Here is a 12,517-nt window from a genome sequence, read left to right as displayed (position 1 = left end):
GCCGTCCTCCGCTGCGTTCATCGCGCTCGGTCTCGGCGTACCTTGCCGACAGGCAGGGAGCCGGACATGTCCGATCGGTCCCGGATCGGCGGGCACATCCGCGTCCATAGCTCGCTCGCAGACGAATGGCCCCCGCGACACAACGCATCCCACGCGGGTGATATGCGGCGGGTGCGCCGTTATCCTCCTGAGATGGCCCGAAGTTGGAACACCCTCGGCAAGCAGATCGGTCTCATCGCTAAGCAACAGGGGCCCAAGATGGTCAAGCAGCAGGGTCCCCGGCTGGTCGACCGGCTGGTGGGGTCGCTGGCCCAGCGGCGCACGGCCGTGGGCGTCACGGTGCGGCCCGCCGCGTCGACGCCGGTCCCGACCGCCGAGCGGGCGCGGCAGATCGTCTACTCGCCGCAACTGGACGGCCGTGCCGATCCCGGGGAGATCGTCTGGACCTGGGTGCCTTTCGAAGAAGACCCGAGCAACGGCAAGGACCGGCCGGTGCTGGTGGTGGGCCGGGACCGTCGCACGCTGCTGGGGCTGATGCTGTCGTCGAACCCGGAGCGCGCCTACGACCGCAACTGGATCGGCATCGGCAGCGGGTCCTGGGACCACGACAACCGCCCCAGCTGGGTGCGGCTCGATCGGGTGCTCGACGTGCCGGAGGCGGGCATCCGCCGCGAAGGCGCGATCCTGCCCCGCAAGACCTTCGATCTGGTCGCCCACCGGCTCTGCGCCGAATACGCCTGGCACTGAGGCAGGCCATGGCACGCGTGCTCGGACCGACCAAGATCGCCATGCTGATCACCGACGTCGGTTTCCTGCTCTACTGGGCGATCGCGTTCGCCCAGGTGATTCCGCCCGAATGGGCATACAAGGATTACACCGACCCGATCCTCAGCGACTGGAACTACTCGTTCGTCGTACTCGACCTCGCCGCGAGCGCCACCGGCTTGGCGAGCCTGTGCCGCTCGCCCGGTTGGCGCACCCTGATGACCGTCTCGCTGACCCTGACCAGTGTGGCGGGGCTGCAAGCCATCGCGTTCTGGACACTGCGCGGCGATTTCAGTCCGCTGTGGTGGGTGCCCAACCTCTTCCTGCTGCTCTTCCCGATCCCGGCGCTGGTCACCTTGGTGTGCACCGCACCGCAGGAGCGCACCGCGAGCTGACCGCCCAGCCACAGTGATCGACCCCGGCCGAGTGACCGGGGCCGAACGCCTTCGTCAGGAGATCATTTCGCGGGAACGGCCGAACAGCAGGCCGTACAGCAGCGCGCCGAGTGCGCCGCCGATCAGCGGGAACACGATGAACGCCCAGACCTGCCCCATCGCGCCGTCCTGGTAGGGCGCCACGGCGAGGCTGCGTGCCGGGTTCACCGAGGCATAGTCCACCGGAATCGCCACCAGGTTGATCACCGCCAGCGTGGCGCCGATGGACAGGCCGGCCAGCGGCACGTCGGAGAGCTGATCGGTGGAGGACAGCACGACGAAGACCAGCAGCGCCGTGAGCATCACCTCGACGATGATCGTGGCGGCGATGCCGAACCCGTTCTGCACCACCACCTCGCCCAGCGGCCCCCGAATCGCCGATGGACTGTGCTTGCCCCACCCGTTCGCGGCGAGGCCGTCGACCGACCGGTCGTACGACGGCAGGTTCTTGGCCAGCGCGAACAACACGAGACCGGCGAGGAGCCCGCCGATCAGCTGCGAGATCACGTACCCCGCCGCGGACACGCCGCTGATCCGGCCGAGCAGCAGATGCCCCACGGTCACCGCCGGGTTCACGTGGCAGCCCGAAATCGGCCCGATCGAATAGACGAGAAACATCAGCGACAGGCCGAAGGCGAGCGCGATGCCCAGCGGACCGACCTTCTCCCCCGCCAGCACCGCGGTGCCGACACCGCCGATCACCAGGACGAAGGTGCCGAGCGCCTCCGCGCCCCATTTCTTGCTCTCGGGAACCGGTTTGTTCTCGACAGCCTCTTCGACTACTTCCTGGGCCGTTGGAGACATCTGTCCACCTTCCGCGTTCCAGACATGTACTCGGACGAGTCGTGGTACCGCTTCGGCAACGCCAGCCGCTCGAAAGCAACGGTTGCTAGGAGGACGCTACGCGAGTCGTGTGATCTCTACAACGACTTCGGGGCCGGTCGAACCGCCGCCCGAGAAGAGGCCCTTCAGCGGCGGCGTATCGCGTAGTGGCGGCCCACCCCGACGGACACGCGCTGCTCGGTGCCTGCGTGCGCCGGCCGGGCCGTGAGCCCGACCACGCGCCGGTCCACGCCTCGAGGCGGGCGTACTCTCGCCCGGAGACCGTCGTGCCGATCCCCGCAGCCGGATCGCGGGTGGAACTCGCCGGTCGCCAGGGAAGCCCAGCGCGGTGCCGTGTCCGGTATCGACCGGGCCGGGTCCGGTGTCGGATTTCGCGTGCCGAACGGTGACTGGTAACCTCGACCTTCGGCGCTGCGCTACCCGTTCCATTCGGGTATGTCGCGCGCTCGATGAACTTTCCCAGGACAGACCTACCAGACAGGAACACGAGGAACCGGCGTGGCCAACATCAAGTCCCAGCTGAAGCGGATCCGCACCAACGAGGAAGCGCGCAAGCGCAACCAGTCGGTCAAGTCCGCGCTGCGCACCGCCATCCGCAGCTTCCGCGAGGCCGCTGCCGCGGGTGACAAGGAAGCCGCCGCCGCGCGCCTGCAGTTCGCCAGCCGGAAGCTGGACAAGGCCGCCTCGAAGGGCGTCATCCACGCCAACCAGGCCGCCAACAAGAAGTCGGCCCTGTCGCTGGCTTACAACAAGCTCTGATTCACCCGGTACCGCGCGCCGGTACCGCACTCGTGGTGTGACGCAGCCGTCGTGGCCTCGATGACCACGGCGGCTTTTGTCGTGCCCGGACAGCAATCTGGCTCCCACGCCGTTTCAGCTGCTGTTTCGAGATTCGGCCCGCGCTGTGTCGGAGGTTCCAGCTACCATTCCGCGCATGGTAACCGTGTATGCCAATCAGACGGTCGTTCGCGCCGAGGACCTGCCGGACGTGATCCGCGCGGCCGAGGTGCTCGGATTCGGACTGAAGATCGAGAATGTGCTGGTTCCCGACGACGACGGCGGTTACTCGTTGGAGTGGATCGTCACGCGGGACGAGGACGTGCCCGCCTACGAGGAGTGGGAAGGCCGCTACGAAGACGCGGACGACGACGGCGAGCTGGTTCTGACCTCCACGGAATAGCCCCGATCACCGCGTATCAAGGTCGGCGGTGAGCCGGTCGAGCGCCGTCTGGGAGTCCGCGTCGGCGGCGCGGTAGATGACGATCCGCTGGTCGGGATCCTGCACGGGCATGAGCACCTCGTAGCTGACGACCAGCGGACCCACCACCGGATGCCGCAGCGGCTTGTTCCCCCGACCCTGCACGCGGACGTCGTGGCGGGCCCATGCCTGCTCGAACTCCGCGCTGTGGGCGGTGAACTCGGCGATCAGGTCGGCCAGCGCCCGGTCCTCCGGATGCGCGGCCCATGCCGCGCGCAGATCCGCGATGCCCTCCCGGATGATGCGCTCCCGCTCGACATAGAAATCTCGCATGCCCGGGTCGAGCAGGCACAACCACATGGAGTTGCGCTGCCGCTCCGGCAGCGCGCCGAAGTCCGTGATCAACGCCGCCATCTCCCGATTCCAGGCCAGGATGTCGTAGCGGTGGTTGACCAGCATCGCGGGCAGCGGGGACAGATCGCGCACCAGCATGGCCAGTGCGGGTGCGGGCACCGTGCTCGGCTTGCCGCTGTCCGGCTGTCGCTGTCGCGCCAGATCGAACAGGTAGGCGCGCTCGTCGTCGTTCAAGCACAGGGCCCGCGCCAGCGCGTTCAGCACGTCCACCGACGGCCGCAGGCCCCGCCCCTGCTCCAGCCGCACGATGTAGTCGGTGCTCACGCCTGCCAGTTCGGCCACCTCTTCCCGGCGCAGCCCCGGCGTCCGGCGCGCCTGCTTGCGCTGCGGCAAGCCGAGATCCTCCGGCGTCAGCCGCTCCCGGCGAGCCCGCAAGAAGGCGGCCATCTCCTGGACTCGATCCGCGCCGCTGCCGGACCACGCGCGCGTGCGCGAACTCCCGCCGCTGGACCCGAGGTCGCGGCGCTGGGTCGAATCAGCGCCGCTCCCGGGTGCGGTGTGACTACGGGGGCTGCCGCTGCCAGGCCTGGGATCGCGGCGCTGGGCCGACTCTGCGCCGCTCCCGGGTCCGGCGTGGTTACGCGGGCTGCCGCCACCGGAGGTGAGGTCGCGGCGCTGTGTGGGGTGCACGGTGCTCATCACCGTCGATCCTACGGCTGCCTAGGACTGGCTTTCCCAGGATGAAGCTTCCCTTACTGGTCCTCGCGCGGCGCTGAAGACTGGCTTCCGGCAACGAGACATCGCGAAAACACAAGGAGCTGGACATGTCCGGAGCTCGCACCCTCGACACCTACCGGCTGCTCGGCCGCTCGGGCCTTCGGGTGTCACCCCTGTCCCTGGGAACCATGACCTTCGGCGCCGATTGGGGCTGGGGCGCGGACCGGGACGAGGCCCGCAAGATCTTCGACACCTATGTCGAGCGCGGCGGCAACTTCATCGATACGGCCAACCAGTACACCAACGGCACCTCCGAGCAACTGCTCGGCGAATTCACCGCGGACAACCGCGAAAGCTTGGTGCTGGCCACCAAATACACCATGCTGCGCCGTCCTGGCGACCCGAATTCCGGTGGCAACCACCGCAAGAGCATGGTCGGCTCGGTGGAGGCCAGCCTGCGCAGGCTGAACACCGACTACATCGACCTGCTCTACTTGCACGCCTGGGATTTCCTGACCCCCGTCGAGGAGATCCTGCGCGGTATGGACGATCTGGTGCGCTCGGGCAAAGTGCTCTACGTCGGCATCTCCGACGCGCCCGCCTGGCAGATCGCCCGGATGCAGACCATCGCGGACCTGCGCGGCTGGTCGCCGCTGATCGCGCTGCAGATCGAATACAGCCTGATCGAGCGGACCGTCGAGCGCGACCTCATCCCGATGGCGCGCGAACTGGGCCTCGGTGTGATTCCGTGGTCACCACTGGCCAGCGGTGTGCTCACCGGCAAGTACAGCCGCGCCGACCTCGACCACCAGGCGGACGGTTCGCCCGAAGGCAGCCGCAAGAACGTGGCCGCCGCCAACGGCTCGCTCACCGAACGCGGCCTCGCCATCGCCGACGTCGTGAAGCAGGTCGCGGACGAGATCGGCAAGACACCCTCGCAGGTCGCGCTGGCCTGGACGCTGCGCGAGCCCGGAGTCACCTCGCCGATCATCGGCGCGCGCACGGCGGCGCAACTGGAGGACAACCTCGGCGCCCTCGACGTGGAATTCGACGCCACCCAGCTCGCGAGGCTGGACCAGGCCAGTGCGGTGGATCTCGGATTCCCGCACGAATTCCTCAACCGCCCCATGACCCAGAGCGTCACCTTCGGTGACCTGAAGATCGAAGGGCGCGTCTGAGCGTCGATCCGATGCGGCGGTGCGAAGCGAGACCCGCACCGCCGCATCGGGTCGCACCTGATCGGCGGCGCGGCCGGTCTCCGGCGAGCTGCCGTCCGCCGTGCATGGGTACCTGCCGAGTTGGGTGGTGACCAGCCCCGCATGGCGTTGACCCAGCGGGAACCAGGACCGAGGCTGAACCCTCTGAAGCGTGTGCTCCGGCGAACGGGTTGGAACGGGTCGACCGGACCCGGATCAGCTCGCGCCGTGCAGATCGAGGATTCGGGTGAGGGCGTGTTCCAGCGCGTAGCCCGCGTCGGCGGCGCCGCCTTTCACGTCGGCGTTGAGGGTCGCGACCACCTGGAGGGCGGAGCCGATGGTCGCGGGAGTCCAGTTGCGGGCCTGGGCTTGCGCTTTCTTCACCTTCCACGGCGGCATGCCGAGCTGCTGGGCCAGCTTGAACGGGTCGCCGCGCCCGGCCGAACCGACGCGCGCGATGGTGTGCACCGAGTCGGCGAGCGCGTCGGCGAGCAGGACATGCGGAACGCCGCGGTCGTTCGCCCAGCGCAGCGCCTCCATCGCACCGGGGCGATCCCCGGCCACCGCGAGCTCGGCCACGTCGAACCCGGAGACCTCGGCCTTGCCCGAGTAGTAGCGGCGCACGGCCGCGACATCGATCTTCCCTCCGGTGTCCGCGGCCAGCTGCCCGCACGCCGCGGCCAGCTCACGCAGGTCCGAGCCCACCGATTCCAGCACCACTTGGACGACCTCGCCCGACACCCGCACTCCGGCGTTGCGGAACTCACCGCGCACGAACTCGACGCGCTCGGCGGCCTTGGTCAATTTGGCACAGTCGTGGGTGACGGCACCGGCTTTCTGCAGCGCGGCGGCCAGCGCCTTGGCCCGTCCGCCACCGGAGTGCACAACGACCAGCAACACACCCTCGGGCGGGCTCTGCGATGCCTCGGTGATCACCGCGACCGCGTCCTTACCCGCCTCGGCCGCCGCCTCGAGGATGATCACCCGGTCCTCGGCGAACAACGAGGGGCTCAGCAGTTCGGCCAGCTCGGCGGTACTCGCGTCCCCCGCGCGCAGGCGATCGACCGGCACCGCGGCCGGGTCCGGAGCCAACGCCCTCACCTGCGCGGTGAGCGCGCCCAGCGCCCGCTCGATCAGCAGTTCCTCTTCCCCGAGCACCAGATGCACGGGCGCAGGCCGCTCGCTCACGACGGCGCCTCCTCGTCGCCGGAGGGCGTCGTGCTCGATGGCTCTGCCGCCTTGCTCCATTCGCCGCGCTCGTCCACAGCCCGATCCTACGGTCAACGACCGACACCCCACCCCGGCCAGGGGCAGTCGCGGCACGCGTGATCCGCCGGTCATCGCGAACTCGTCATACGCAAGTGGCCGCCTCCGGCCGAGACCACGATGTCGCCGTCCAGGTCCGTGCGTACCACCGTCGCGCCGAGGGCCGACAAGTCCGCGAGGACGGTGGGGGCGGGATGCCCGAAGGCGTTGTCCGCGCCGACGCTCACCAGCACCAGACGCGGACGCACCGCGTCGAGGAATTCCTTTGTGGTGGTGCGTGATCCGTGGTGCGGAAGTTTGAGGATCTCCGCCTGGATGGGAATTCCGGCGTGCATCAGAGCCCGCTGCGCGGTGGCCTCGATGTCCCCGGTGAGCAGAATCCTGCCCGCGGGCGTGCGAGCGGTGACGACCACCGAACGGTCGTTGGCGCCCTCGGTTTCCGCGCCCCGGACCGGTCGCGGACCGTTCCTTGCCGGTGCTAGCACCTCCAGTTCGATCGACCCGAAACTCAGAACATGTCCGGCCGACAATTCCAGCAGCGGCACTCCCGCGCTCCTGGCGATGGCCGCGACCTGGGTGAGACCGGAGGCAGCGGCATGCGCGTCACCCGATGGACGCGCCTGGCTCCGCACCCCGTATCCGACTGGCCGACAGTCGATTTGCGCGTGTCCCAGCACGGAAGGGGCGCGATCGTGGCTGCCCGGCAACCGGCTTCGCGCATCTCGTCGGCCGAACGAAACGATTCGGTCTTCCCGGGCATGACCTTTCGCGAACCCGCTGAGCCGGTGCACCTCCGCGGCCGGTGCGGTGGCGGGCACGGAAGCGCACCCGAGCCCCGCTTCGGGCGTCGACCGATCGTGTGCGGGTGGCGCGAGCACGTCGAGCTCGTGGACGCCGACGGCGATCGCGTCGACCGTGCGGCCGTGCAGCGCGCCTGCGAGCCCGTCGATGTGATCCGCGTGCGGATGGGTGAGGATCAGCAGCGGGATGCGCGAGACGCGCAAACGATCCAGGCAGGTCCGGATCGGACGCGGATCCGGCCCGGCATCGATGACCACGGCGGCGCCGGGACCGACCGACAGCGCGAGGCCATCACCTTGGCCGACGTCGCACGCCGCGAGGACCCAGCCGGTCGGCGGCCAACCGGGGTGCCAGAGCCGCACCGGGACCAGGACCACCGCGACGCCGACCACGACCGCAGCGGCGATCCGCCGCACCGGGCGAGCGCGCAATGCCGCGACCACGCCCACCACGACGGCACTCGCGGTCAGACCTCCCGCCAGGCCACCCGGGACCGCGACGGACGCGCCGGGCAGCGCGGCCGCGTGGCGGGCCACCCACAACAGCCACCACAGCGGCGGTGCCGCGCAGCGCAGCGCCAACTCGGCCGGCGGCGACCACAGGCTCGACAGCGCGGCACCGGCTGCCCCCGCGACGGTGATCGGCGCGACGACCGGTGCGACCAGCACGTTCGCGAGGACGGCGACCAGGCTGAGCTGTCCGGTGAGCGCGATCATGATCGGCGTCGTGACCACGAACGCCCCGGCGGACACGGCCACTGTCTCGGCGGGCACCCGCCACCATCCCCTGGCGCGCAACCAGTCGGCCCAGCTCGGCGCCAACAGGATCAGGCCACCCGTCGCGACGACCGACAACGCGAACCCCGCGTCGACGGCGAGCCCCGGCCAAAGGGCTAGCAACGCGATGATCGCGGCGCACAACGCGGGCAGCGCCTGTTTACGACGGCCGGTGAGCACGGCGAGCAGGGTGATCGCGCCCATCGCACCGGCGCGCAGCACACTCGGGTCCGGCCTAGTGACGACGATGAACATCAGCAGCGCCAAGGCGGCGACGGCCGTAGCACCGCGCGGTCCGAGCGTCAGCAGGCGTACGACGAGCAACACCACCGAGAGCAAGATGGTGAAATTCGCGCCGCTGACCACTGTCAGGTGTTGCAGCCCAGCGATCTTGAAATCCTCGCGCACCTGTTCGGGCAACGCCGAGGTATCGCCGACGACCAGCGCTGGCAGCAGCCCTGCGGCGTCGGCCGGCAGGGCTCGCGTCGCCGACGCCGCGAAGTCGGCGCGCACCGTATCGGCGGCGCGCTGCCACCACGGCAGCGGTCCGGCGGTAGTGGGCGCGCCCTGCGCATGCAGCGTGACGACGGTGAGGTCGGATCGGCGCGGCATCTCCACCCTGGCGCGGAACTCGACCGGCCCGCCCGGTGACAAGTCACCCCACTCCGGACCGGAGGCCAGGACGACCACCGCGCCACCGGCACGTACCGTCACCCCGCCGCGGCCGTACTCGCGCAGATCCGCCCGGACCACCCAGTGACGATCCGCGCCGGAGACCTTGGCGCGCAGCGGTTTCGGATCGTCTGTCGGAATGACCACCACACGCACCGACTGCCCGGCCGAAGCCCGCAGCGGATGGGTCGCCACGCGATGTTCCCGCCATGCCGCCGCGGCCGCGAACCCCGCGCCGAGCACCACGGCGGCGAGGGCAACCACCGCCACCGCTCGTCGGCGTTCGCCGCGGTGCGCGGTCACCCACAACAGCAACACCCACAACCCGATGGCCGAGACCGTCAACGCGATCGCCAGCGCGATCCCGGCCCGCCACCCCGCCGCCACCGCCACGATGGTCGCACCCCAGCAGCACAAAGCGGCGGGCAGCAGGCGAGCGTCGAGTGCCTGAACGACGCCGGGCTCCTCCGACGCGACGCCCTCCCCCGAACCTCGAACGGCTCCGGCGCGCGGGCGGGCCATGGACGATTCCGTATCGGCACCCAGCTTCCGGCGAACCAGTTCGAGCAACCCGGCGGCGTTCATACCCGCACCAGATCACGCAGCCGCGCCAAGCGGGCGGGGCCGATGCCGTCGACTTCACCGAGCTGCTCGATCGTGCTGAAGCGACCGTTGGTGGTACGCCAGTTGACGATCGCGCGTGCGGTGACCGGCCCGACACCGGGGAGAGCATCGAGTTCGGCTTCGGAGGCCGTGTTGAGGTCGATCCGGCTCGCCGGGCTCGACGGACGGCTCGGCGCGGCGGCGGACCCGGTGGATGGGCGCCCGCCTGCGCCGATCGTGCCGCTGCCCTGCTGCGACGCGCCCGAACTCGGCGCGGCCGGACCGACCTGCACTTGATCGCCATCCGACAGCCGCTGCGCCAGATTCAGGCCGGTGGTGTCCGCGCCTTCACTCGGGCCGCCCGCCGCGGCGAGCGCGTCGGCGACACGCGAACCGTCGGGGAGACGAACCAAACCGCTGCGGTGGACCAGGCCGACCACGCTGACGACCAATTCCGTCGTCGGCGAGCCGGGATCGACTGCCCGCGGTGGCGCTCCGCCCGCGCTCATGGTGGCAGCACTGGTTGTCGCCAAGGCGACGCTCTGTCCGATCGGCAACGGCGGCACCGTGTGAGCGATCGGGCGTTCGCGGAACACGACCACCCCGGCGACGACCATCGCGGCAAGGCCGACAAGCGCGAGCGTGCGTACCCCGTAACGCCCCGGATCGAGCCGCAGACCCCGGAACCGTTCGGGCACGAGGCGGTGCAGCCGATTCGCGCCGGGCACCGGCTCCTCCAGCCAGCCGGGCGACCGAACTCGGCCGACATCGTCTTCGGACTCCCGGTCGGGCGCGGGATGGCCGGGCAGCCGCACGAGATCCCATTTCCCCGCGGCAGCAGGACGGCTCGCGGGCCGGGCCTCACCGGTTTGCGCTGCACTATCGGAGTGGTTTCTCACGGGTGCCGACCGGCGGTCGCCTTCGTCATCCTCGGATTCGGCGGGGCGGGCATCCGCCACCTTCTCGGCATCGGGTGCGGGCCGCGTCTCCCCAGCTGTGGGACCGGGGCGGACGACAGGCGGCGTCCGGCCCGTCTGCCACCCGAGACCCACTGGACGCGAGGCATTTTCGTCCGCAGTCGATGGGCGTGCGACCGTGCTCGATCGACCCCGGTATGGGACGGCCATGGCGGTGCGGCTCGGACGATCCGGCTGCCCCGTTTCCCCCACGGGCACGCTACGCGCAGACCGCGCCGTCTCCCATCCAGACGGTCCGTGCTCCGCATCGGGCCCGGCCCTCCCGGTGCCGACACCGGCCGTCATGCTCGCGCCGACCCGGGCGGTCAGCTCACCCAATCGCCGCCGTACCCGCTCGCGTTCGTCCTGTCGTGACATGGCCGCGACGGTAGTGCGGGCATACGCCGAAAAGACCCGTCCGACCAGCGGATTCGACGAACCTGTTGACAACCGCGGCCCTGTGCACAACTCGCCGGGGAACAGTGGCGGCTATGCCGGGACACGCCGTGGCTCTGTGCCTCCCTCAGCCCAGATCCTTGGCGAAGCAGTTCGACAGGGGAAGCACTTCGTACGGCGAGAAGATCGGAACTCGGTGGTAACCGCTGCGTTCGTAGAAGCGGACGGCCTCCGGTTGCAGGTGACCGGTTTGCAGGATCAGTCGGGGGCGTCCAGCGGCGCGGGCGGCATCCTCGGCGGCGGTGAGCAATAGCGCCGCCGCGCCCGAGCCGCGATGCGCGGGGCGGACGAACATCCGCTTGACCTCGAGTTCCTCCCCGTTCCACCGCAGCGCGGCGTGACCGACCGGACCATCGGAGTACGCCACGAAAGTGCTGTGCACAGTGGCGGAATCCACCGCGTTCGGGTTCGTGGGCAGTTGCCTGGCCAGATGCGCGTAGCGCGGCCCGACCTCGGCCGCCATCTCCGCGCGCAACGTCACCGCGTCCGGATGGTCCCAGTCCACGGCGGCCACGGTGAGCGGAGGACGGACCGGCGGCTTCGCGGAACTCATGCTCCGACGCTAGCCGTAGGCCGGGCGACGCGCTCGCATTCGGATCACCGAGATCGTTGTCCGCCCGAAGACCCGCACACGCTCAGCGACATCCGCCGGGGACGACGAGCACGCCGAGCGCCCCCAACCCGAGATGCACCGCCAGCGCGGGCCCGAACTCGGCGACGATGAGTTCTTCCAGGCCGGGAACGAGTTCCCGCAACTGGCCCGCGATGGTCTGGGCGGCGTCCTCGGCGCCCAGATGCTGCACGGCCACCGCGGCGCCGTCCTCGCCCGCCGCGTCGACTGCCGCGGCGACGAGTTTCGCGTACGCCTTGGAGCGCGTCCTGACCTTCTCCCGCAGCTCCAGCCGTCCCTCGACGATCTGCAGCAGCGGCTTGGTGACCAGCTCGCTGCCGAAGAACGTCGCCGCCGACGACAGCCTGCCGCCGCGCCGCAATTGCTCGGTGCGATTGACCAGGATGAACGTGCGGGCGCGCGCGGCGGCCGCCACCGCCGCGTCGTACACCACGTCCAGCGGCGCTCCCGACTCGGCACGCCGGGCGGCGGCCAGCACGGGCAGCCCGGTGGCCAACCCGGCTCCGAGCGAGTCGACCAGCCGGACGCGGTCGGCGGCGTCCATGTCGCGCACGGCCTGCCGACCGGCCTCCCATGTTCCCGACAGCCGCCGGGAAAGGTGCACCGCGACGACGCCGTCACCGCCGCTGCGCTCCAAGGCCCGCTCGTACACCTCCCGCAGCTCGCCGGGCGAGGCGGCCGAAGTGGTCACGGTGTCTGAGGCATAGTCGATCTCGACCGGGTCGACGCCTTCCCGCATCGCCCGGTCACCGACCAGGACGTGCAGCGGGACGACGGCGATATCCAGCTCGTCGACATGTTCGGCAGGGAGGCTGGCGGACGAATCGGTGACGACCACGACTGCCACGG

Annotated in this window: 12 protein-coding genes; 5 read left to right on the top strand and 7 right to left on the bottom strand. The window is 70.2% G+C overall.

From position 1 onward, the window contains the following. Positions 1 to 192 precede the first annotated feature (192 nt). The gene (locus tag ACFV2O_RS29540; RefSeq protein ID WP_355072370.1) at positions 193 to 747 is read left to right on the top strand and encodes a type II toxin-antitoxin system PemK/MazF family toxin; all 555 of its coding nucleotides are present in this window, start codon (positions 193 to 195) and stop codon (positions 745 to 747) included. 8 nt (positions 748 to 755) lie between these two features. Then, on the top strand, positions 756 to 1,160 hold the full coding sequence (locus ACFV2O_RS29535) for a DUF5360 family protein (RefSeq protein WP_355072368.1): 405 nt from the start codon (positions 756 to 758) through the stop codon (positions 1,158 to 1,160). A 54-nt stretch (positions 1,161 to 1,214) separates the two neighbouring features. On the opposite strand, the gene ACFV2O_RS29530 is transcribed toward ACFV2O_RS29535, so the two are convergent. Beyond that, positions 1,215 to 2,003 carry an aquaporin gene (locus ACFV2O_RS29530; protein WP_355072367.1) on the bottom strand — a complete coding sequence of 263 codons (789 nt, stop codon included), beginning with the start codon at positions 2,001 to 2,003 and terminating at the stop codon, positions 1,215 to 1,217. A gap of 537 nt (positions 2,004 to 2,540) precedes the next feature. Here ACFV2O_RS29530 and rpsT point away from each other — a divergent pair. Then, on the top strand, positions 2,541 to 2,801 hold the full coding sequence (rpsT, locus tag ACFV2O_RS29525; protein WP_355072365.1) for a 30S ribosomal protein S20: 261 nt from the start codon (positions 2,541 to 2,543) through the stop codon (positions 2,799 to 2,801). Between the two features lie 175 nt (positions 2,802 to 2,976). Continuing rightward, entirely contained in the window at positions 2,977 to 3,222 is a 246-nt protein-coding gene (locus tag ACFV2O_RS29520; RefSeq protein ID WP_379254682.1) for a hypothetical protein, read from the top strand. A 6-nt stretch (positions 3,223 to 3,228) separates the two neighbouring features. On the opposite strand, the gene ACFV2O_RS29515 is transcribed toward ACFV2O_RS29520, so the two are convergent. Further along, positions 3,229 to 4,041: a helix-turn-helix domain-containing protein gene (locus ACFV2O_RS29515; RefSeq protein ID WP_379254681.1), complete on the bottom strand. Its 813-nt coding sequence runs from the start codon at positions 4,039 to 4,041 to the stop codon at positions 3,229 to 3,231. Between the two features lie 377 nt (positions 4,042 to 4,418). Here ACFV2O_RS29515 and ACFV2O_RS29510 point away from each other — a divergent pair, with 377 nt between their 5' ends. After that, positions 4,419 to 5,489, top strand: coding sequence for an aldo/keto reductase (locus ACFV2O_RS29510; protein ID WP_379254679.1), 1,071 nt, complete (start codon positions 4,419 to 4,421; stop codon positions 5,487 to 5,489). 234 nt (positions 5,490 to 5,723) lie between these two features. Here the strand turns inward: ACFV2O_RS29510 and holA are convergent, their stop codons facing one another. The 5 genes from holA to ACFV2O_RS29485 form a co-directional block, all read right to left on the bottom strand. Continuing rightward, positions 5,724 to 6,695, bottom strand: coding sequence for a DNA polymerase III subunit delta (holA, locus tag ACFV2O_RS29505; protein WP_379254678.1), 972 nt, complete (start codon positions 6,693 to 6,695; stop codon positions 5,724 to 5,726). Between the two features lie 149 nt (positions 6,696 to 6,844). After that, positions 6,845 to 9,607 (bottom strand): ComEC/Rec2 family competence protein, encoded by a 2,763-nt coding sequence (locus ACFV2O_RS29500; protein WP_379254677.1) that lies wholly within the window; start codon positions 9,605 to 9,607, stop codon positions 6,845 to 6,847. Beyond that, positions 9,604 to 10,440 carry a helix-hairpin-helix domain-containing protein gene (locus ACFV2O_RS29495; protein WP_379254675.1) on the bottom strand — a complete coding sequence of 279 codons (837 nt, stop codon included), beginning with the start codon at positions 10,438 to 10,440 and terminating at the stop codon, positions 9,604 to 9,606. Before ACFV2O_RS29495 ends, ACFV2O_RS29500 begins: the two co-directional genes overlap by 4 nt. 664 nt (positions 10,441 to 11,104) lie before the next feature. Next, on the bottom strand, positions 11,105 to 11,590 hold the full coding sequence (locus tag ACFV2O_RS29490; protein WP_379254673.1) for a GNAT family N-acetyltransferase: 486 nt from the start codon (positions 11,588 to 11,590) through the stop codon (positions 11,105 to 11,107). A gap of 82 nt (positions 11,591 to 11,672) precedes the next feature. Next, positions 11,673 to 12,515, bottom strand: a complete 843-nt coding sequence (locus tag ACFV2O_RS29485) for a DegV family protein (RefSeq protein WP_379254671.1) — start codon at positions 12,513 to 12,515, stop codon at positions 11,673 to 11,675. Between the last annotated feature and the right edge of the window lie 2 nt (positions 12,516 to 12,517).

It is taken from the genome of Nocardia sp. NPDC059691 (assembly GCF_042733915.1).
GTDB lineage: Bacteria > Actinomycetota > Actinomycetes > Mycobacteriales > Mycobacteriaceae > Nocardia > Nocardia sichangensis.
The sequence above is the reverse complement of the archived record's forward strand: the minus strand, read 5'-3'. Positions and strand labels throughout refer to the sequence as shown.

Bases quoted from the DNA above. Each gene is read 5' to 3' on its own strand.
- ACFV2O_RS29540 (WP_355072370.1), top strand. From the start codon at position 193: ATGGCCCGAAGTTGGAACACCCTCGGCAAGCAGATCGGTCTCATCGCT.
- ACFV2O_RS29535 (WP_355072368.1), top strand. From the start codon at position 756: ATGGCACGCGTGCTCGGACCGACCAAGATCGCCATGCTGATCACCGAC.
- ACFV2O_RS29530 (WP_355072367.1), bottom strand. From the start codon at position 2,003: ATGTCTCCAACGGCCCAGGAAGTAGTCGAAGAGGCTGTCGAGAACAAA.
- ACFV2O_RS29520 (WP_379254682.1), top strand. From the start codon at position 2,977: ATGGTAACCGTGTATGCCAATCAGACGGTCGTTCGCGCCGAGGACCTG.
- ACFV2O_RS29515 (WP_379254681.1), bottom strand. From the start codon at position 4,041: ATGGCCGCCTTCTTGCGGGCTCGCCGGGAGCGGCTGACGCCGGAGGAT.
- ACFV2O_RS29510 (WP_379254679.1), top strand. From the start codon at position 4,419: ATGTCCGGAGCTCGCACCCTCGACACCTACCGGCTGCTCGGCCGCTCG.
- ACFV2O_RS29500 (WP_379254677.1), bottom strand. From the start codon at position 9,607: ATGAACGCCGCCGGGTTGCTCGAACTGGTTCGCCGGAAGCTGGGTGCC.
- ACFV2O_RS29490 (WP_379254673.1), bottom strand. From the start codon at position 11,590: ATGAGTTCCGCGAAGCCGCCGGTCCGTCCTCCGCTCACCGTGGCCGCC.